The organism is Pseudomonas rustica (assembly GCF_018336155.1).
GTDB lineage: Bacteria > Pseudomonadota > Gammaproteobacteria > Pseudomonadales > Pseudomonadaceae > Aquipseudomonas > Aquipseudomonas rustica.
Window position 1 is genome coordinate 458,273 of sequence record NZ_JAGYHF010000001.1, and the last position, 21,164, is coordinate 479,436.

At 55.0% G+C, this 21,164-nt stretch carries 20 protein-coding genes; 7 read left to right on the forward strand and 13 right to left on the reverse strand.

Annotated elements, in window-relative coordinates; translation table 11 throughout:
- Positions 1–5: 5 nt before the first annotated feature.
- The 7 genes from argR to acs all read right to left on the reverse strand — a co-directional run bounded on the left by argR (position 6) and on the right by acs (position 8,142).
- Positions 6–986 (reverse strand): GlxA family transcriptional regulator, encoded by a 981-nt coding sequence (gene argR / locus KFS80_RS02105; protein WP_212543839.1) that lies wholly within the window; start codon positions 984–986, stop codon positions 6–8.
- 266 nt (positions 987–1,252) lie between these two features.
- Entirely contained in the window at positions 1,253–2,017 is a 765-nt protein-coding gene (locus KFS80_RS02110) for an ABC transporter ATP-binding protein (RefSeq protein WP_007912705.1), read from the reverse strand.
- A 27-nt stretch (positions 2,018–2,044) separates the two neighbouring features.
- Positions 2,045–3,157 (reverse strand): M14 family metallopeptidase, encoded by a 1,113-nt coding sequence (locus tag KFS80_RS02115; protein WP_053122873.1) that lies wholly within the window; start codon positions 3,155–3,157, stop codon positions 2,045–2,047.
- 1 nt (position 3,158) lies between these two features.
- On the reverse strand, positions 3,159–3,857 hold the full coding sequence (locus KFS80_RS02120; RefSeq protein ID WP_212543840.1) for an ABC transporter permease: 699 nt from the start codon (positions 3,855–3,857) through the stop codon (positions 3,159–3,161).
- On the reverse strand, positions 3,854–4,543 hold the full coding sequence (locus KFS80_RS02125; RefSeq protein WP_053122878.1) for an ABC transporter permease: 690 nt from the start codon (positions 4,541–4,543) through the stop codon (positions 3,854–3,856). Before KFS80_RS02125 ends, KFS80_RS02120 begins: the two co-directional genes overlap by 4 nt.
- A gap of 91 nt (positions 4,544–4,634) precedes the next feature.
- Positions 4,635–5,408 carry an ABC transporter substrate-binding protein gene (locus KFS80_RS02130; RefSeq protein ID WP_053122880.1) on the reverse strand — a complete coding sequence of 258 codons (774 nt, stop codon included), beginning with the start codon at positions 5,406–5,408 and terminating at the stop codon, positions 4,635–4,637.
- 778 nt (positions 5,409–6,186) lie between these two features.
- Positions 6,187–8,142 carry an acetate--CoA ligase gene (gene acs / locus KFS80_RS02135; RefSeq protein ID WP_053122882.1) on the reverse strand — a complete coding sequence of 652 codons (1,956 nt, stop codon included), beginning with the start codon at positions 8,140–8,142 and terminating at the stop codon, positions 6,187–6,189.
- Positions 8,143–8,593: 451 nt separating this feature from the next.
- Between acs and KFS80_RS02140 the strand changes: the two genes are divergently transcribed.
- A complete protein-coding gene (locus KFS80_RS02140; protein WP_053122884.1) occupies positions 8,594–8,854 on the forward strand; it encodes a DUF2790 domain-containing protein in 261 nt (86 codons plus the stop codon).
- A 562-nt stretch (positions 8,855–9,416) separates the two neighbouring features.
- Entirely contained in the window at positions 9,417–10,667 is a 1,251-nt protein-coding gene (locus tag KFS80_RS02145) for a ribonucleotide-diphosphate reductase subunit beta (protein ID WP_064119947.1), read from the forward strand.
- A 121-nt stretch (positions 10,668–10,788) separates the two neighbouring features.
- Here KFS80_RS02145 and KFS80_RS02150 read toward each other — a convergent pair whose 3' ends face one another.
- The 3 genes from KFS80_RS02150 to KFS80_RS02160 form a co-directional block, all read right to left on the reverse strand.
- Entirely contained in the window at positions 10,789–11,226 is a 438-nt protein-coding gene (locus KFS80_RS02150) for a hypothetical protein (RefSeq protein WP_212543841.1), read from the reverse strand.
- Positions 11,227–11,333: 107 nt separating this feature from the next.
- Entirely contained in the window at positions 11,334–12,479 is a 1,146-nt protein-coding gene (locus KFS80_RS02155) for a hypothetical protein (protein WP_212543842.1), read from the reverse strand.
- Complete coding sequence (locus KFS80_RS02160) at positions 12,476–12,973, reverse strand: DUF4365 domain-containing protein (RefSeq protein ID WP_212543843.1); 498 nt, start codon at positions 12,971–12,973, stop codon at positions 12,476–12,478. Before KFS80_RS02160 ends, KFS80_RS02155 begins: the two co-directional genes overlap by 4 nt.
- Positions 12,974–13,437: 464 nt before the next feature.
- Between KFS80_RS02160 and KFS80_RS02165 the strand changes: the two genes are divergently transcribed.
- The 3 genes from KFS80_RS02165 (at position 13,438) to KFS80_RS02175 (ending at position 15,972) form a co-directional block, all read left to right on the forward strand.
- Entirely contained in the window at positions 13,438–13,971 is a 534-nt protein-coding gene (locus tag KFS80_RS02165; RefSeq protein WP_116029922.1) for a BRO-N domain-containing protein, read from the forward strand.
- 114 nt (positions 13,972–14,085) lie between these two features.
- Complete coding sequence (locus tag KFS80_RS02170; RefSeq protein WP_212543844.1) at positions 14,086–14,802, forward strand: HNH endonuclease; 717 nt, start codon at positions 14,086–14,088, stop codon at positions 14,800–14,802.
- A gap of 183 nt (positions 14,803–14,985) precedes the next feature.
- Positions 14,986–15,972, forward strand: a complete 987-nt coding sequence (locus tag KFS80_RS02175; protein WP_212543845.1) for a hypothetical protein — start codon at positions 14,986–14,988, stop codon at positions 15,970–15,972.
- Between the two features lie 167 nt (positions 15,973–16,139).
- On the opposite strand, the gene KFS80_RS02180 is transcribed toward KFS80_RS02175, so the two are convergent.
- Positions 16,140–16,820 carry a DUF6933 domain-containing protein gene (locus tag KFS80_RS02180; RefSeq protein ID WP_212543846.1) on the reverse strand — a complete coding sequence of 227 codons (681 nt, stop codon included), beginning with the start codon at positions 16,818–16,820 and terminating at the stop codon, positions 16,140–16,142.
- Between the two features lie 373 nt (positions 16,821–17,193).
- Here KFS80_RS02180 and KFS80_RS02185 point away from each other — a divergent pair, with 373 nt between their 5' ends.
- On the forward strand, positions 17,194–17,511 hold the full coding sequence (locus tag KFS80_RS02185) for a helix-turn-helix domain-containing protein (RefSeq protein WP_212543847.1): 318 nt from the start codon (positions 17,194–17,196) through the stop codon (positions 17,509–17,511).
- On the opposite strand, the gene KFS80_RS02190 is transcribed toward KFS80_RS02185, so the two are convergent.
- Together KFS80_RS02190 and KFS80_RS02195 are read right to left on the reverse strand one after the other, a co-directional pair.
- Entirely contained in the window at positions 17,512–19,029 is a 1,518-nt protein-coding gene (locus KFS80_RS02190; protein ID WP_212543848.1) for an amidase family protein, read from the reverse strand.
- A gap of 111 nt (positions 19,030–19,140) precedes the next feature.
- Positions 19,141–20,205, reverse strand: a complete 1,065-nt coding sequence (locus tag KFS80_RS02195; RefSeq protein ID WP_212543849.1) for an MBL fold metallo-hydrolase — start codon at positions 20,203–20,205, stop codon at positions 19,141–19,143.
- Between the two features lie 215 nt (positions 20,206–20,420).
- Between KFS80_RS02195 and KFS80_RS02200 the strand changes: the two genes are divergently transcribed.
- Positions 20,421–21,029 carry a TetR/AcrR family transcriptional regulator gene (locus KFS80_RS02200; RefSeq protein WP_159812741.1) on the forward strand — a complete coding sequence of 203 codons (609 nt, stop codon included), beginning with the start codon at positions 20,421–20,423 and terminating at the stop codon, positions 21,027–21,029.
- Positions 21,030–21,164 lie beyond the last annotated feature (135 nt).

Here is a 21,164-nt window from a genome sequence, read left to right on the forward strand (position 1 = left end):
GGCGATCAACCGCGCTCTGGCGGCACCGATGACAATTCAAACGGGCTGCTGCTGCGCCGCTGGTTGCGATCTTCCCGCGGCGTGGCGCCGAAGAAATTGCGGTAGGCGCTGGAGAAATGCGGCCCCGAGGAGAAGCCACACGACAGGCCGATCTGGATGATCGACTTGCTGGTTTGCATCAACATCTGCCGGGCCTTGTTCAGGCGCAACTCCAGATAGTACTGGCTCGGCACACGGTTGAGGTATTGCTTGAAGATGCGCTCCAACTGACGACGCGACACGCACACGTGCTGGGCGATTTCGTCGGTGGTCAGCGGTTCTTCGATGTTGGCTTCCATCAGCAACACCGCTTGGGTGAGCTTCGGATGGCTGGAGCCGAGACGGTTCTGCAACGGGATGCGCTGACGCTCGCCGCCCTCGCGGATGCGCTCGACCACCAGTTCTTCGGAAACGGCGCCGGCCAGTTCCGCACCGTGATCGCGGGCCAGTACCGCCAACAGCAAATCGAGAACCGACATGCCGCCGCAGGCAGTCAGTCGATCACGATCCCAGTCGAACAGATGACTGGTGGCGATGACTTTCGGGAAGCGTTCAGCGAAATCATCCTGCCAGCGCCAGTGCACGGCAGCGCGATAACCGTCGAGCAAACCGAGTTGCGCCAACGGATAAACACCGGCAGACAAACCGCCGATGACCGTACCGGCACGTACCAATTGCTTGAGCGCACTGCTGAGTGCCGGGGCCAACGTGGTCGGCGGCTCATCGGCGAGCAGGAACAGTTTCTGGAAGTTTTCGAGCTTGCCGGCCCACGCCTCACCGGGCAGTTGCCAGGCGCCTTCCGCCGGAAGTTCGGCTTGCAGGAACGACAGCTCGTAAACCACGTCCGGGTGTACCCGCTGAGCAACACGCAAGGCTTCCTCCGCCAGCGCCAGCGTCAACGCTTTAGTGCTGGGCCAAATCAGGAAACCAATTCGATGGGCAGTCATGGGCGGGCAATCCGAAGCGAAGAACAGTGATGAAGGCATGGGCCAATGCTAGCCCGTAAATGAACACAAATCTTGAGCCTGACGCAGATCCACCATCGGGACTGGAATGCCTTTCCGATGTAGGAGCTGTCGAGTGAAACGAGGCTGCGATCTTTTGATCTTCAAAAACAGATCAAAAGATCGCAGCCTTCGGCAGCTCCTACAGTGGATGGGAGCCAGCCTTCAGGTCGCGAAGCATGACCTAATTTGGTGCATAACGGCAGCGATTACTTGAGGCTGCCCGAGAGGAATTGTTGCAAACGTTCTGATTGCGGATTCACCAGCACTTCACGCGGGTTGCCGCTTTCTTCAACCACGCCTTTGTGCAGGAACACCAACTGGTTCGACACTTCACGGGCGAAGCCCATTTCGTGTGTTACCACGACCATGGTGCGACCTTCCTGAGCCAGCGCTTGCATCACCTTCAGCACGTCGCCAACCAATTCAGGGTCGAGGGCCGAGGTCGGTTCGTCGAACAGCATCACCTCAGGTTCCATCGCCAGCGCACGGGCGATCGCCACACGCTGTTGCTCGCCACCGGACATGTGGCCCGGGAACGCATCTTTACGATGGGCCACGCCGACCTTGTTCAGGTAGTACTCGGCTTTTTCGCGCGCTTCGTACTTGGGTACGCCGAGCACGTGAACCGGTGCTTCCATGATGTTTTCAATCGCGGTCATGTGCGACCACAGGTTGAAATGCTGGAACACCATCGACAGGCGCGAACGCATGCGTTGCAGCTGCTTCGGATCAGCGGCTTTCAGCGCGCCGTCCTTGTTCGCCACCAGTTTCAGCTCTTCGTTGTTGAGCAGAATCTTGCCCGCGTGCGGCTGCTCGAGCAGGTTGATGCAGCGCAGGAAAGTACTTTTGCCGGAGCCACTGGAGCCGATGATGCTGATCACATCGCCAGCTGCCGCTTTCAGGGACACGCCCTTGAGCACTTCGTGACTGCCATAGCGTTTATGCAGGTCTTGGACTTCAAGTTTGTACATGCGGTCGGTTCTCACAAAAACAGTCAGTCAGTCGTTGAGCAAGCGCCCGTGACGCAGCGCTTCGCGCCCCGCCACCTTGGCCAGCCAGAAACCGGGTTGGGCATAGCGCAGCCGTTCAATGGCAAACAGCACCCCGGAGGTACCAGCACACACCGTGCTGACCCGATCGGACACAGGATCAATCACTTCAAAAATCTCGTCGCCCGCCTCGACCCACTCGCCGGGCTTGCGCAGAAAACTTACGACGCCGGGATGGGGTGCGAGGAGCAATTCGGTGCCTTCGAACGGCATGCCTTCGCACGCTTCGTGCGCAGGATTCGGCCACTCGCCGGTGATCAAACCTTGCTCGGCGAGGAACGCCAGAATGCCCTCAGCATATGCCTCGGCTTCGGCGCGACCGGTATCGGCCTGGCCGCCCAATTCGATTGTCGTGGCCAGACACGCCAGCGGAATCTGCGCATCGGGGAACTGCCGCGACAGACGCAACCACGGCAACGAGCAAGCCTCATCGAACGAGCTGCCACCGGAATCTTCCGCCAGCAAACCCACGCGCACATTCAGGTGCGCGGCCAGCGAACGCCACTGTGGCCAGTGCTGCGGCAACGCATACATGTGCAGCGCGGCTTCGGCATCGCAATGCAGATCGAGCACCACATCGGCGGTGCAGGCATGGCTGAGCAACACACGCTGCATGCCTTGCAACTGGCTGCTCGCCTCCGGTAATGCGGCGAGATGATCGGCCATCGCCTGACGAATCAGACGCACATTGGCGTGCGGATCATCACCGAGACTGTCAGCCAAAGCGGCCGCAACCGGCGCGCTCAGCTCAACGAAATCACGGTTGAAATTCTTGCCGCTGCCTGCCTCGAAACGGCCCTGATGATTGCCTTGCAGCAATTGCCCAAGGCCCAACGGGTTGGCGACCGGCACCAGTTCGATGACACCGTTGAGCAAGCCTTTGGCTTCGAGTTCGCCGAGGCGCTTTTTCAGCTCCCAAGCGGTGCGCATACCCGGCAATTCATCAGCGTGCAGGCTGGCCTGAATGTAAGCCTTGCGCTCGCCGTGACCAAAGCGGAACACGGAAATCTTGCGCTCACTGCCCAGATGGCTCCACGGCAAAACGTGGTCGATGCGTTCCATATCAATGCTTCCGCGGCGCGAGGTAGCTCAACCAGCGACGCTCGGCCAGCTTGAACAGCTTGACCAGAATGAACGTCAGGCAGAGGTAGAAAACGCCAGCGGTGATGTACGCCTCGAACGGCAGATAGTACTGCGCGTTGACGGTACGGGCCGCGCCGGTAATGTCGATCAAGGTCACGATGGACGCCAGACTGGTGGTCTGCAGCATCATGATCACTTCGTTGCTGTACTGCGGCAGTGCCCGGCGCAGGGCCGATGGCAGCAGAATGCGTTTGTACAGTTTGAAGCGCGACATGCCCATGGCTTTCGCCGCTTCGATCTCACCGTTCGGCGTGGCCTTGAGGCTGCCGGCGATGATTTCAGCGGTGTAGGCGCTGGTGTTGACCGCGAAGGCCAGGCACGCGCAAAACGTTGCGCTGGACAGCCATGGCCAGAAAATACTTTCGCGTACCGCTTCGAACTGCGCCAGACCGTAGTAGATCAGGAACAGCTGAACCAGCATCGGCGTGCCACGGATCACGTAGGTGTAAAGCCACGCCGCACCGTTGACCACCGGATTTTTCGAGACGCGCATCAGCCCCAGCGGCAGTGCCGCCAGCAGACCGAAAAACAGCGAGAGCGCGAGCAATTTGAGGGTGGTCAACAGCCCGCCGAGGTACAGCGGCATCGCCTCCCAAATGACGTTGTAGTCGAAGATCATAGATCAGCCGCCCTTACGCCTACCGAGTAGCGCTTCTCAAGTTGACGCAATGCCAGCAACGAGACGCTGGTGATCACCAGGTACATCGCCGCCACTGCGAGGAAGAAGGTGAAAGGCTCGCGGGTGGCATCTGCCGCCTGCTTGGCCTTGAACATCATGTCCTGCAGACCGACCACGGAAATCAGCGCGGTGGCCTTGGTCAGTACCAGCCAGTTGTTGGTGAAACCCGGAATCGCCAGACGAATCATCTGCGGCACCATCACCCGGAAGAACACCTGAAAACTGCTCATGCCGTACGCCATGCCGGCTTCGGCCTGGCCCTTGGGGATCGCCATGAACGCGCCACGGAAGGTTTCCGACAAGTACGCACCGAAGATGAAACCGAGGGTGCCGATACCGGCGGCCAGCGGATTCAGGTCGATGTAATCGTTGAAGCCGAGCAGCGGCGCAACGCGGTTGAGCAAGTCCTGACCGCCGTAAAAGATCAGCAGGATCAGCACCAGATCGGGAATCCCGCGAATAACCGTGGAATACAGATCGCCCAGCCAGGCCAGCCAGCGCACTGGCGACAGGCGCAACGCGACACCGATCAGCCCGAGAACGATGGCCAGAGCCATGGACGACAAGGCGAGCTGAAGCGTCAGCCATGCGCCATCGAGGATGACAGCCCCGTAGCCTTTCAACATGATTCAGGTCCTCGAAAGTTGGGATGAAAAAATGGCGCAAACCTCAGAGATCCTGTTGCTTGCGCCATTTCGGACTTGTCGCAGAGACGTGTTACTTGCCGTAGATATCGAAGGCGAAGTACTTGTCCTGGATTGCTTTGTATTTGCCGTTTTCGCGGATGGCCGCGATGGCAGCGTTGATCTTGTCTTTCAGGGCGTCGCCCTTACGAACAGCGATGCCTACGCCGTCGCCGAAGTATTTGACGTCGGTGAACGCAGGACCGACGAACGCGAAGCCTTTACCGGCGTCGGTTTTCAGGAAACCGTCGTCCAGCAGGGTTGCGTCAGCCACGGTACCGTCGAGACGACCGGCAGCCACGTCGAGGTAGATTTCGTTCTGCGAGCCGTACGGCTTGATCTCGGCACCCAGTGGAGCCAGCACTTCGCGGGCGAAACGTTCGTGGATCGAACCACGCTGTACGCCGATGTTTTTGCCCTTCAGCTCAGCCAGACCTTCGCTGACCTGAGTACCGGCCTTCATGACCAGACGTGCCGGGGTGTTGTAGTACTTGTTGGTGAAGTCGACCGACTTCTTGCGATCTTCGGTGATCGACATGGACGACAGAATCGCGTCGATCTTGCGCACTTTCAGTGCCGGGATCAGACCGTCGAACTCTTGCTCGACCCACACACACTTGACCTGCATCTGCTCGCACAGAGCATTGCCGATGTCGTAGTCGAAACCAACGATGCTGCCGTCCGGTGCTTTCGAAGCGAACGGAGGGTAAGCCGCTTCGATACCGATTTTCAGAGGTTTTTCGTCAGCGAAGGAATTCAGCGACAGCACGGACAGTGCCAGGGCGCCAAGCAGCACAAGTTTCTTCATCTTGGGACTCCATCGGTAAAGGGCAAAAACGGCAGAGTGAGCGACAGCCCAATATGCGAATGGGTGAATCGGGAAATCGGTTGCTGCATCGGTGGGAAATTTCCTGTTGAAACCTGGAGAGATTTCAACATCAGCCACGATGAGCGAGTGATCGGCATTCTAACGACAGGCCCGAAGTCGATATTTCTTCAATGCGACAACTAATTACAGATGCACAGAGAAACCCGCTTGAGCACGTTGACAGCCTTGCAAATTCATGCAAGAGCGAAAGACAGTTAACCGATCTATGCTGCAAATTGCGGACCTATTATTCGCAAACCCTTCTAATCCGGCAAGCGCAGCGTTGTGTCTTATTTTTCACCGGGGGTTTGGAGGCTCTAAAACGGGGCGATGCGTTTCCCAATGCCCCGCTCCGGGGCGGGCGGTTACACATTCGGTTACGTGGATGGCGGCGGGTAACAGTAGGAAAGGACTGACGGCGCTGGTCGATAATTATTGACCGACGATCGTTCCCACGCTCCGCGTGGGAATGCAGCAAAGGACGCTCCGCGTCCCCCGGAGCCGACGCAGAGCGTCGAGGGAGGCATTCCCACGCAGAGCGTGGGAACGATCAAAGGATCGCAGCCTTCGGCAGCTCCTACATTGATTGTGTCTACCGCGTATTTCGAGGATTAACAGTTAACCTGTAGGAGCTGCCGAAGGCTGCGATCCCTTGATCTTGCCGCACAAAAAAGCCCCGCCCGGCATTCACCGAACAGGGCTCCTATGCATCTAACGCTTAAGCCACATTCATCGTCTTATGCGTATCAATCAAATGCTGCACCACACCCGGATCCGCCAGCGTCGAGATATCCCCCAACCCGTCATATTCCGCCGTGGCAATCTTGCGCAGAATGCGGCGCATGATCTTGCCCGAACGCGTCTTCGGCAGCCCCGGCGCCCACTGGATCACATCCGGCGAAGCGATCGGCCCGATCTCCTTGCGCACCCAGTTCTTCAGTTCCAGACGCAATTGCTCGGTCGGTTCCTCGCCATTCTTCAACGTGACATAGACATAAATGCCCTGCCCCTTGATGTCATGCGGAACCCCAACCACCGCCGCCTCAGCGACTTTCGGATGCGCAACCATCGCGCTCTCGATCTCGGCCGTGCCCATACGGTGACCGGACACGTTGAGCACGTCATCGACACGCCCGGTGATCCAGTAATAACCATCAGCATCACGACGCGCGCCGTCACCGGTGAAGTACATGCCACGGAACGTCTTGAAGTAGGTATCGACGAAACGATCGTGATCGCCATACAGCGTGCGCGCCTGACCTGGCCACGAATCGAGAATCACCAGATTGCCTTCAGCCTCGCCCTCAATAATGTTACCGAGGTTGTCGACCAGCGCCGGCACCACACCGAAGAACGGACGCGCCGCCGAACCCGGCTTCAGCGCATGCGCCCCCGGCAGCGGGCTCATCATGTTGCCGCCAGTCTCGGTCTGCCACCAGGTATCAACGATCGGGCAACGCGACTTGCCGACATTCTTGTAGTACCAATCCCAGGCTTCCGGGTTGATCGGCTCGCCGACCGAACCGAGCAGACGCAGGCTGCTGCCATCCGCGCCTTCAACAGCGGCCTGACCCGAGGCCATCATCGCGCGGATGGCGGTCGGCGCGGTGTAGAGGATGTTGACCTTGTGCTTGTCGATGATCTTCGCCACCCGGGTGATGTCCGGATAGTTCGGCACGCCTTCGAACAGCAGCGTGGTCGCGCCATTCGCCAGCGGGCCGTAGACGATGTAGCTGTGGCCGGTGACCCAGCCGACGTCGGCGGTGCACCAATAAACTTCGCCCGGACGGTAGTCGAACACGCGCTCGTGGGTCATCGCCGCGTACAGCAGATAACCGCCGGTGGTGTGTTGCACGCCTTTCGGCTTGCCGGTCGAGCCGGAGGTATAAAGGATGAACAGCGCTTCTTCAGCGCCCATTTCTTTCGGTGCGCAAACGGTGCCCGCCACTTTCATCAGGTCTTCGTACCAGATGTCGCGATGCTGGTTCCACTTGATGTCGCCACCGGTGCGCTTGCAGACGATGACTTTCTGAATGCTGCTGGTTTCCGGGTTGGTCAGGGCGTCGTCGACGTTGGCCTTGAGGGAGATTTTCTTGCCGGCACGGATGCCTTCGTCAGCGGTGATCACCACTTTCGATTTGCAGTCGATGATGCGACCGGCCAGGGCTTCCGGCGAGAAACCACCGAACACCACCGAGTGAATCGCGCCGATCCGGGTGCAGGCCAGCATGGCGACCACGGCTTCGGGAATCATCGGCATATAAATGGTCACCACGTCGCCGCGGTGCACGTCCTGACCACGCAGGGCGTTGGCGAGTTTGCACACTTGTTCGTGCAGTTCGCGGTAGGTGATGTTGCGGCTCTCGGAAGGATCGTCGCCTTCCCAGATGATCGCCACTTGATCGCCGCGCTCGGCCAGGTGACGGTCGAGGCAGTTGTAGGAAACGTTCAGGGTGCCGTCGGCAAACCATTTGATGTCGACGTGGTGATCGTCGAAAGAAGTCTGTTTCACCGTGGTGAAAGGCTTGATCCAGTCGAGGCGCTTGGCTTGCTCACGCCAGAAGCCGTCAGGGTTGACGACCGACTGCTGGTACATGGCTTTGTAGGTCGCCTCGTCAGTCAGCGTGTTAGCCAAAACCTCGGGACGAACGGGATACAGAGAAGCCGCACTCATCTTTCTTACCTCGGTGTAATAGTTGTTTTTGTATGACCCTGTTGTAACGGGGCCGGGCCCATAGAACCATTCGACGATGGTAGTAACAACCCCTCGCCCACCCACGGTGGCCCGTGTAGGAGCTACCGAAGGCTGCGATCTTTTGATCTTGCCCCTAAACATCCAGATCAAAAGATCGCAGCCTGCGGCAGCTCCTACAGGGGGATTGAGGTGTTTTTGGGGGGATTGTTACCAAATATGTGAAAAGTGTTTATCAAAACCCGGTCTGTTTACCCCCACTCCACCTCCCTAGAATTCACCTCGCCGACAAGGCAACCGCGATTAACAACGTTACAGCCCCCACGAAGGCCGTTAATCCAGCTCTCAAGTAACAACCGCAAACGATGAAGTTCCACACGCAACCCTAAAAAGGTTGCGTGACCCCACTCGACCTCAAAAAGGTAAATTTGAAATGAAAGCTTTATTGGTTCTGGCCCTCAGCAGTCTGTGCGCAACCGCCATGGCAAACGAGGTCCCGACTGATGTCGCCCAGCAAAAACCGGCCATCGAGGAATACACTTACTCGACCCACCTGGACATCGCCAACGTTGTATCGATGAGCGAAGTTCCGAATGTCTGCGAAGTTGTGCCAATGAAAATGGAATACGACGACTCCACCGGCCAGCGCCACATCCTGCGTTACAGCGTGATGGGCAACGGCTGCACCAATTGATGATTTCAGACTGCACCGAATTGGATCTCTCAGCGCTTCATTGAGGGTCGATTCCAGCCCGGCTTCGGTCGGGCTCAGTTGTGTCTGGAGTCGGTCAAAAGGGTTGCAAAACACAAGATATAGTGAAAAACGCGGTTTTTTGCTCATTTCTTGAGCAACCAAAGCCCGACGAAAAAATTAATCAAAAAAAATTCTCAGGGGCCAATCCCAGCGAAAGCCCTGTAAACCCTCGCTCCGACTGAAATCCCCTTCCTGATCGACTGCCCTGCGCGCTTTCGCCCTCCCCCACGACCTCATTTTTTTCCCTATAATGCCGCCCTAATCGGGTTAGCAATATTCCCTTACAGGGATCAAAAGCCATTCTGAAGCCCCGCAGCAGTGTTCAACGCTGATTGCGCCCGTCAGAGGCTCTCGGAAACCCGGAAAAAATTCTGTTTTATTGCCTGCGTATAGCTGCAAAAAACGATTCCTTAAGATCCAACGCGGTCTGTACGACCGTGTGAAAAACCAACCAATCAGGTTTCACACGGGCGACAGGCCCTCACGCAGGAGACGACACGTCATGCTGAGCTGGGACGAATTCGACAAAGAAGACAGTGAAGTAGCAGCAGTGAAAGGCGCCAACGCCGGCCACGCTACTGAAGCCAACATGGATCGCCTCGACAACGCTGGCGGTGCCGCCGCGATCGAAGCCCGCGCCGTGACCGCCGACGACTCGGCCGCCGTGGCCCGCGCCAAGGCTGCACTGAACTCCCTCGACGTTGCCGAAGGCCTCGCCGAACTCGAAGGCGCCTCCGCCCGTGTCGCCGTTGACGAAAAGCGCATGATCAACTGCCGCGCCGACCTCAACCAACTCGTGCCATTCAAGTACGACTGGGCCTGGCAGAAGTATCTGGACGGTTGCGCAAACCACTGGATGCCGCAAGAAGTCAACATGACCGCCGACATCGCCCTCTGGAAAGACCCGGAAGGCCTGACCGACGACGAGCGCCGCATCGTCATGCGCAACCTCGGCTTCTTCTCCACCGCCGACTCCCTGGTTGCCAACAACCTGGTACTGGCCGTGTACCGCCTGATCACCAACCCGGAATGCCGCCAGTACATCCTGCGCCAGGCGTTCGAAGAGGCGATCCACACCCACGCCTACCAGTACTGCATCGAATCGCTGGCCATGGATGAAGGCGAAATCTTCAACATGTACCACGAGATCCCATCGGTCGCGAAAAAAGCCGCCTGGGGCCTGAAATACACCCGTTCGATCTCCGATCCGAAGTTCGAAACCGGCACCCCGGACACCGACAAAGAACTGCTGCGCAACCTGATCGCCTACTACTGCGTTCTGGAAGGCATCTTCTTCTACTGCGGCTTCACCCAAATCCTCTCCATGGGCCGCCGTAACAAAATGACCGGCGTCGCCGAGCAGTTCCAATACATCCTGCGCGACGAATCCATGCACCTGAACTTCGGCATCGACGTGATCAACCAGATCAAAATCGAAAACCCGCATTTGTGGGATGCTGAGATGAAGGAAGAAGCGACCCAGATGATTCTGCAGGGTACGCAGCTGGAGATTGAATACGCACGGGATACCATGCCTCGCGGGGTGTTGGGTATGAACGCGGCGATGATGGAGGATTATCTGAAGTTCATCGCTAACCGTCGTTTGTCGCAGATTGGTTTGAAAGAAGAGTACCCAGGGACGACTAACCCGTTCCCTTGGATGAGCGAGATTATGGACTTGAAGAAAGAGAAGAATTTCTTTGAGACGCGGGTTATTGAGTATCAGACTGGTGGTGCGTTGAGCTGGGATTGATTAACTAATCGATAGTATTTCACGCAAAATCACCTATCAAAAAAAAGCCCTGCATACAGGGCTTTTTTTATTTCACCACTTTTAATTTAGTAGAAAAGCAGAATCATTAATCGATATCCCACTACAAATTATGCACCAGCGTCTCTAGCGATTTTATATAGCTATCAAAACCATCAAATCTTGACAACAGAATCGATTCCTTGCGCTTAATATCACCCTCTAGTGATTTAGCAACTTTCTCCCACGCAAGCGAATCAGAAAAATTCTTTGCGTACGATTCCGCCTGCTTAGTTCTCGCATCATTCAATTTTTGGCTCAGCACAGCTATCTCTGATTCAGCCCCAAACTTCATTTGCTTTAAATCTAGCCTAGCCTCTTTAAACTCATCTACCATTCTAGATTTTGGCCCAGGCCCAATTTTTGGCGGCCAAAACTCAACATCCCTCTCAGTCCAAACAGCAACAGCCCCCAAAACCCCGACATAAACTGCCAACAAAATCAGCACAGCTGATAAAACCTTCGCAGGTATACGCTTCGCAATCACATCTAAAAAACCCATAGACCTCTCTCAACCTTACTTATGATTTAATAATTACACACGATACATTTCATGCTTCACGCTACAACCTTAATACCCTCCAATTCGCCAACTACAACCCAAGCTTATTAATCATCAAAAAGCCCTCCTGCGCCACTAACAGAAAATTTAGTTGGCTCTAGCAACTGCGCAGACCTAGGATTAACATTCAAATCCCCCATACAGGAAACCATTCTTCCTTGTGCATGAGCAACAAGAGCTTCCCAATACTCACTCATATCCAACTGAATTGATATAATTCGTTCCACACCATTTACCAGGGACTTCACTGAAATTACTCCAAAGTCCTCACTCTGCAAATGCTTCATACCTGTAACTACACCATACGCCTGATAATTCTTTATAATATAATTACCCTTATAAAAATTAGACGCACTTTTCAGATAGGGGATCATTACCGCATCAAAACTATGAACCAAAGGAATATTCTGCCATTCAGCCTCACCGCCGCCAGGCTGAATACTAATAGTTAAATCCCTTGTGTGCTCCGTACCACTTAAGCCGATGAGGGCATCACACAAGTTAGCACTAACCCCTTTAGACACGGCCTCTTCAAAATGAATAAAATCTTCCGATTCCTTGAAAGACTCCATTGAGCGCTGCACTGCAGAAAGACTTCGAGCAAGGTTCATTGTGACAGCACGCCCCAGAGATATCCGTTCACTATCTTCCTGAACAACAACCTCATTAGAAATCGGAGCCAAAACGTTGACAATAAAGCTTCCGACTTCAGTCTGCCCCAATCGAAGCTTATCTAAATAAGCTTGAACCTCTTGACTGCGATTACCAGAAAAATATTTTTGTTTTTTAAACGCAGACATCGTAGTGGCGGCAAGTAGATCCCTTGCTTTTTCCACTAAAAGCACGCCATCATCTAGTGGAATACTCCCCCCCTCCACGTCTAAATGGACAACTCTAACCTTCACCATATCAGAATAAAAATTCTGCACACTTTCAATTACCGCTGCTATGTCACGCTCTTCGAAAGCGGCCAGCGATTTCAGCGCCTCATAAAGCCGTTGCAGATAACCCTTAACACTCTTGACCCTAGGTAGCACAACTTCAAAAATATAATTTTCTTTTTCTGGACGATGCCAAATAGACGCCAAACCCTCTATATCACCATCATCAACCCATCCTGCGCCCTTCAGATAGCTCTCAAATATATCGCAATTAATTTGATCGAGTTGCCTCCGCATTTTGGAGATATTCAACAAACACCTCCTGAACCTGCAGAACTCATCAAACTTCGCATACTCTCAGCAGTCAGAATTTGAATTTTTGGTATACTTATCGTTACACTTGTACTATTTCCAACCTCAGGCAACTCGGATAGAGACATCCAATAGCAAAAATGCTTAATTTTCGCATGATCAACATCATGCGCTACCCAATCATTACATGCTTCAGGTACCACCAATACGAATACATACCGAGGACACAGGAGATTATCCCCTCGCAAATCATTATAGTTCTTCAATGAAAGTTGGAACTTTAGAAATTTTTCATCTTTTCCGGCGTCAGCAGTACACTTCAACTGAACTTCAAGTTGGGGATTTCTGATTTTCGACTGAAAACCTCTCGCTTTCAAGATAATATCAACACTATCATGATCCACATCAGGGATAGATGTTGTAAACCCAACTTGAGCTGCAAGCGCTTTAACATAAGCAACACTGAATAGTGCTTTTTTTTGATTCTCATCCATTAGTGCAAAACTTCCAAATCGCGATCAGATCGTGTCTGAGTGCATTCATCCTGAGGTGTAAAGCTACTAATTCGCCATCACGTTGTCTAGCACGACGTTGTAGTTTTCAGACTCATCTGCTGCCTTGACCAGAAAGCCTTCGGTCTCTACCCTCCTGAACGGTGCCTAAGAAACACCTACACACAGCGGAACGTCCGCCCCCGAAAGTAGCGGCTTTTTTGTGCCTACGGTTTCCCCGTGCGCATCAAAAAACTCTGTTATGCCGGGAGTGGGCGAATACAAGACCCGAAAGGGGAATATGTCCGGCCCTCTGTGTGGGGTTTCTTAGCTCCCGGCACCCAGCCTTAAGAAAGCTGACATCACACAGAGGTAAATGGATATGCCTAAAAATATCTCCTTCGATACGAAGGAAATCTGCTTCAACCTCAACATCATCTGCATGCATCCAGCACTGGAGGCCTGCCATGTCTGAACCTCACAGTTCGACTGTCTTCACTCTGCACAAACTCTCTCTCCATGCCCTCCTCCTTGAAGGCCAGCCATGGTTTTGCGCACGCGATATTGGTCGCTTGATGGGTGTCCATCTCAGTGATCGGATGGTCAGCAAACTGGACAAAGATCAGCATCGTTTTCTGTGGATTGAGTATCACCGACAACCTGAAAAGCAGCTGATGCTCAGTGAGTCAGGCGTGTATGCGCTGTTGGTGTATCACTACGTCCCAGGGAATCGGCTGTTGCGCGAATGGCTGACCCATCAGGTGGTTCCGGCCTTACGCGATGCTGCGTCCTCAGAAAATTCAGATCTACCTATGCTGAGTTTTTTGAAATGGCCTGAGATGTCTGTGAGCCTGTTGCATTGGCAGGATGAAAGCTGGATTCGACTACGAGATATGCCGTATCTGTTGCAGGGTCAGACACAGCAGCGAGCGACTGCCCCGAAGTCTTGGTGGCGGAAGGCGGCAGAGGTATTTCAGTCGTCGAAGCATCTGATGAGTTAGGTGCTACTTGTGAGATCACTTGCGAGAACTGTCGCAAATCTCTGTAGGAATTTTCCTAGACAGCCGTGATGGCCACTCAGTATCGTCCGAGGGTTTTCAACCCTCGGCGATTTTATGAGCGACAAGAAAAAAGACACTGACTGGACTGTTGCTGAGATTGAGGCAGCGGTTGACGCCTATCTCGGAATGCTTGATTTAGAGCTCGCGGGTCACAAATTCAACAAGGCACATGAGAATCGCGAACTACGCGCATCATCCTTGTCGACTCGCACAAAAGGCTCTGTCGAATTCCGAATGCAGAACATTTCCAAAGTCCTGATGACGATGGATCGGAAACCCATTAAGGGTTACAAACCGGCGAAAAACGTTGGTTCGAATGTTGAGCAGTTAATTCGAACAGCTCTCACAAATCGCGGCTTCCAGCCGGGCGACCCTGCTATTCCGACAGCTGACGAAGAAACACTAGAGCGTCGCGCTGCCGCAATTCAGAAGAAGCACATAAAAGAGCCGCCGAAAGGCATAAAGAAACCAAAGAAAGCGTCGAGTACTCGCACGGTTTACGTTCGCGATCCCGAGGTTAGAGCCTGGGTTCGAAATGAAGCTGAGGGGCATTGCGAAGGCTGTGGCGAACCGGCTCCCTTTCAAATGCATGATCTGCCGTTTCTAGAAGTCCACCATGTCAAACCACTTGCAGATAAGGGTTCGGATCAAGTCTCGAACGCTGTAGCACTTTGTCCGAATTGCCATCGTCGTTGTCACCATTCGAATGATCGCGTGGCGTTTACAGCTTCGCTTTATAAAAGGGTGAAAAGGCTGATTCCAGAGGAATAAAGCTCTGTGACTAGCGGGAGTTTTGCTGCCGGGCGGGTGTCTGGATTCGATATTTATTTGATACCACCAATCCCCAGCAAGCTGGCTCCCACAAATCCCGCATCATCCTGAAAACAATCAGTGCAACCCGCCCCCCCTCCCGCTATTAATACCCCTCCCCCACTCAAGGATCCGAGCCCCACCATGAAATTCGATCTCGCCTACTGCCTCAGCCTCGACGACAAGTTGTCGATCTATGATGTTCGCGATCTCAATTTCGATGAGACGGTGGCGTTCGACTCGGCGAAGGAACACTTCCAGTGCCCCAACGATGCCTGTCGTTCGGCGTTCGAGGCTTCCAACGAGTTGGGTACGTTCAACGCCAAGAACGTGAATTACGTGCGCACGCCGCACTTCAAGAATCTGCCCACTACGCAGCACGTCGCGGGCTGTCCGTATGTGAGTTTGAAGGCTTTGGCGTCTGGCGTTGAGACGGCGGATGGCGAGGTGGATGACGGGCGTGAGGAACATTTCCCATCAGAGTTGTTGCTGACCCGGCGCGAGTATGTGCGCAAGCCTGTCGCGCCAGCTGGGGCGGCGGATGTGTTGCGGGATGATCCGGTGCGGGCGGCGGCGGACGGTGGTAAAGAGTCGGCGGGGCGTGAATCGGCGCCGGACAAGACCAGTGTGTTTGCGCATCCGGTGGAGTGTTTTGTTTCCAACTTCGCCGACAAGGAGTTGCTTAAGCGGATGCCGTTGAAGGTCGGCGAGCATTCGGCGCCGTACAGTTCGTTGTTCAAGAAGATTGAGTATCTGACGGACAACAAGGGGCTGATTTACTGGGGGCGGATCAAGAAGATTGAGGACTTCCACAGTGCCAGTTTTCGTATCGATTTCGAGGACAAGGTCTGGTTCAAGAAGCCCGAGGACAGCAAGAAGAAGCCGTATCCGGTCAGCGTTTATCTGAACAAGAAGCTGATTGACACCTACCGCAAGCGCAAGGCGTTTCTGGAGGAGATCAAGCACGCGGTGGATAGCGACAAGGCGTTGTTCTGTTTCTTCTATGGGGTGACGCCGGAGTTGAAGCAGGTGCCCGGCAAGAAGAACCCCGAAAAGCCTTTCGAGGTCTTCAATGCCAATATCGAGAACCTGGATCACTTCATTATTCGTGAGGCGCCGGGGCTGGAGTGACGGTTAGCCTTGGGGTAGTTGCAGGTTGACGGCACCAGCAGGCTGACTATGTCGGGATACAGAACTGCTGGAGCGACGCTCATACTGCTCAGCATTCCCCCCCCTGCAACATACGAGCGTGGTTACTGATGACTTCGCGCCCGAGTTGCTCAAGCATGGGCTGCACCCTAGCGCCTATGACAAGCATTGATCTCTCGCCACGCCTCCAGACGTCGCTTCAAGGCACGTTCGATACCCGCCTCATCAACAGCGCAATATTCACGCAACCAGTGAGCGACCATTTCGACATTCGGCCAGTACATATCTTTCTGACCTTTGCTGCTTCTGGGCGTGTCATTCATCGCGGCATCGAAACCAATGGCTGCCCGTTCACCCGGTGGTAAACAGCCGGACTCAGATGCACTGCCTTGGAAATACCAGGCAATTTCATCAATGTGTTTTTGCGCACTGCGATGGCTACGCCGATAAAACCTGTAATCGTGACAGCCTTGATCCATGCGCTCCGGCATGACACCGGCATCGACCCAATCCATGACGCCGTGATTGATCGCATCGCGGATCAATCCTTCACGCCAACGATCAGCAAACCAGGCAACGAAACCTTCTGCGTCGGCTTTTTTCGCCTCGGCGAAGACCATGCAGTAACGGGTTTTCACATGGATAACCAACAATACGTGCTTACGTTGCACCGTGATCGCATGGACTAGCCATTGCTCTACGGAATTGCTGGCCTCGTCATCTTCAATGGCCTTCGACGGGGGGTTGTTGTCCACCGGCGTGATTTTTTTGCCTTTGTGAACCCGGCTGAAAAACTTGCTGGCGGCTTCGGTGCAATTGAAGATCAACATGCGTTTTCTCTTTTGAATACTGAGGCCATCTTAGATCAACCGGTATCCACTTCACTGATCTCGTGCCCTTCCCAGTGTCGCCTGAAGGAAAGCTACCCACACGGTGTCGGAGTTTTCTGCAACGTCCCAACACACGTCAAACACTCCCACAGCCGACAGAGCAGTTACCCGTAAGCTTGCCTACCTTCGATCGTTCTTGCGTCCGCAGACCGGGACGAGTTTCAGAGAGCAGCGACAACTCGGTCAGGCACCGTCCGTCTGGTTGGAGGCGGCGAATTAGGGAAAATCAAAAAATGCGTTTGATCCCGGCCGAAAACAACTGTACAAAAACACAGTATATTTTCAATCAGCACTCTTGAGCCCGGAGCACACCATGGCCACTTCTGCGATGAACCTCATTCTCGAACATATCGCGCTTTTCCAGTTTACCCCGACGCATTGCGTACAGGCCCGAGCCATGCTGGGCTGGAGCGCTGAGCAGTTGTCGCGTGAGGCCCAGGTGTCTGTCGAAGACATTCAGCGGTTTGAGGCGCAGCAGGATGTGGCCGATGCGGCGCGTCTGGCATTGGCGTATCGCTTGGAAGCGCAGGGGTTGGTGTTCTTTCCCGGGTTCGCGCCGGGCCGTAAATTGAATCCCCAGGCTATGCAGCAGAACGCTGTCGAGCGTGGGGATTTTGCTCAGGTCGGATGATTACTTGAAGGCAGGATGGCGCAGTTCGGCCGAGGCTTGTTCATAGCTGTAGGCCATGGCGAACAGTTGCGGTTCGCTCCAGGCTTTGCCGAAAAAGAATACCGAGGTCGGCAGTCCGTCATCGTCCATGCCCGATGGCACAGTGATCGCTGGATAACCGGCGACGGCGGCGGCGAACTGCGAGTAGCCGTCGGCCTCGGCAACCATTGCGTCGAGGTTGTGTTCTTGCAATTGTTCGTCGATGGCGCCCTTGAATTTTTCGCTGATGGTTGCGAGCGAAGCACGTGCCTGATCATGGGTCATGTCCATATCGTTGATCGCTTCGAGCATGCTTTGTCCGTGACCTTCAGTGCCGGGATTGGTTTTGTTGAAGTCGATCAGCGCTTGCAGCGACTGAATTGGCAGGTCGGGACGGCTGGCGAAGTATTCGGGCAATTCGTGTTTCATTCCGCCCATCAGACTTGGTATGTAATCAGCGGAATAGGGAAAACGGATAGTCACAGGTACGATCGTGGCGCCTTGCTCCTGCATCGCTGCCATGGCCATCAGAAATTCGACGCCAGGCGTCAGAGGCTTACCGTTGGCGCCGACGTATGCAACGGGATAACCGATGCGTTTGCCTTGCAGGGCATCGTTGCTCAGCAGCGCGGTGTAATCGATTCCTGTCGGTGCGCCCGAGGTGGCCGAGTCCGCTGCATCGATGCCTTGCATGAGGTTTAAGGTCAGCGCCGCATCGCGAACGGTTCGGCTTAAGGTTCCAGGAGTGTCTTGCAGTCGAGTGATCGGCACGATCCCGGATCGGCTTAACAGACCTAATGTCGGTTTGACGCCAACCACGCCGTTAGCCGAGGCCGGGCAAGTGATCGAACCGTTGGTTTCAGTGCCCAGGGAAATTGGGGCGTAACCTGCTGCCACAGCAGAGGCGGAACCGGAGCTGGAGCCGCAGGTGCTTTCACTCGCCAGATGTGGGTTTTTCCCTTGGCCACCGCGACCGCTCCAGCCATGCGGCAGATCCATGTCCCGCACGTAAGCCCACTCACTCATGTTGGTTTTGCCCAACACAATCGCCCCAGCATCCCTCAACTGTTTAACCACGAAAGCATCAGCGGCAGCCGGCTGACCGACCATCGCTAAAGAACCCGCGCTGGTTTGCAGGCTGTCAGCGGTATCGAAGTTGTCTTTGAGCAGCACGGGAATGCCATGCAGCGCGCCCCGCGTCTGACCTGCCGCGCGCTCTTCATCCAGTGCCTTGGCGATATCAAGGACTTGCGGGTTGAGCTCGATAACGGCGTGAAGGGCCGGGCCTTGTTTGTCCAGGTCAGCAATTCGCTGCGTGAGGTGCTCAACCAGGGCGACGGCGGTCAGTTCATTGCTCGCCATCAGGGTTCCGAGTTCAGTAATGCTGGCGTATTCGAGCGGGGTATTCGCGGTGGCAGCGTTGGCAATGGTCGTGGCTGTCAGCGAAATCAGGATTGCTTGCGCCAGCGTGTATATGCGGCGTTTGAAGGGGTGTTTCACGTGGATCATCCTTGTATGAAAAAACGCGAGTGAGTCATTCACTCGCGATACAGCCTACCGACACCGTCAGAAAGCGCTGTCAGCAACAAGGACAATCAGCAGTAGGAAAAGTCAGCCTGACTTGTAGCCGCTACATTGGGTGGAGGCTTTTTCTGACGTGATTTCTTCCAGATTCAACCACCACGCACTCCCCCGCTGCGGTTGCGCCAGATTAAACGCCTCGCCCATCTGCGGCGTCGTGATCGTCACACTGCGCTCCCACGCCAGCGCGAGGATCCGGTCAAACGGTTCGTGCCAGGCATGCATGGCCAAGTCGAACGTGCCGTTGTGGATTGGAAATAGCCAGCGGCCTTTGAGGTCGATGTGCGCTTGCAGGGTTTGTTCCGGTTGCATGTGCACGTGTGGCCATTCGACGTTGTAGGCGCCGGTTTCCATCAGGGTCAGGTCGAACGGGCCGTATTCTTCGCCGATGCGTTTGAAGCCGTCGAAGTAGCCGCTGTCGCCGCTGAAGAAGATGCGCGTGTCGCCGTCGATCATTACCCACGACGCCCACAGTGTGCTGTTGCCGTCGAACAGGCCTCGACCGGAGAAGTGTTGCGACGGGGTGGCGATGAAGCGGATACCGGCGATTTCGGTGCCCTGCCACCAGTCGTATTGGCGCACTTTGCTGGCGTCGATGCCCCATTTGATCAGGGTGTCGCCGACGCCGAGCGGGGTCAGGAAGTAGTTGGTTTTTTCAGCGAGTTTGAGTACGGCTTGGTAGTCGAGGTGGTCGTAGTGGTTGTGCGACAGGATCACCGCTTCGATCGGCGGCAATTGGTCGATGCTGATGGGTGGCTGGTGAAAACGTTTCGGGCCGGCCCATTGCACGGGCGAAGCACGCTCGGCAAAGACCGGGTCGGTGATCCAGAATTTGTCGCGCAGTTTCAACAGCAGGGTCGAGTGGCCGAGGCGATAGACGCTGTGGTTCGGCGCGGCCAGCAGGTCTTCGCGGGTCAGCGGTTGCACCGGGATCGGCGCGGCGGGCCGGGTGTCGCGGGGTTTGTGGAAGATCATGTTCCACATGATCCGCAACATTTTGCGCAGGCCTTCACGCTGCACTGGCGCGTGGTTGCGGAACAGCCCTTGAGCCTGACGTGAGGCTTCGGGTGTTGAAGCGGAATTTGGGTTGGCCATGACTGAATGACTCCTGAAAAACCGGGGAATTCACGGCGTTTCACGGTGGGACGATAAATGGCCAAGGCTGCACGCACAGGCCGAACTGTCTGTTTTTTAGGTTGCAAGGATTAACGCAACATTACACTGAGCGGTGTAGTTTCTAGGTTGCATCAAACACGATGACAAGTAAACTACCGAGTGTAATTTCATTCATTTCCTGCCGAAGCTTACTTATGACAGCTCCACAGCGCCTCACCGACCGTAAACGCGAAGCCATTATTCAGGCGGCGATTGCCGAATTTCGTGCCAACGGGTTCGAGGTCACCAGCATGGATAAGATCGCCGCGACGGCGGGTGTGTCGAAGCGCACGGTGTACAACCATTTCCCGAGCAAGGAAGAGTTGTTCGCCGAGATTCTGAATCAGTTGTGGGCGCGGATCAGCGCAGAAATGCGCGAACCGTATTGCGCCGACAAGCCTTTGCGCGAGCAGCTGCGGCAGATGCTGTTGGCCAAATTGCAGATGATGGCCGACGACAATTTCCTCGGCCTGGCGCGGGTGGCGATTGCCGCCACCATCCATTCCCCGGAGCGTGCGCAGAACATGGTGGCGCGCATGGGCGAACGCGAAGAAGGCCTGACGGTGTGGATTCGTGCAGCGGTGGCCGACGGTCGATTGAAGCCTGTCGATCCGGAATTCGCCGCGCATCAGGTGCAAGGCCTACTGAAGTCGTTTGGCTTCTGGCCACAGATTTCCATGGGCCAACCGCCGCTGGATGCCGAGATGCAGAACACCGTCGTTGAATCGGCTCTGGACATGTTTCTCGGCTGTTATCAGCTCTAAGTCGCCGCTCTCCTGCGTGAGCCATCGATTAATGGCTCGGAAGGACACTGATCATTCCCGTTGGAATAAATGACAATGTCCGACAATCGACCGACAGACGGTCGACCTGAGGAAATATACTGCAAAGTATTTCAG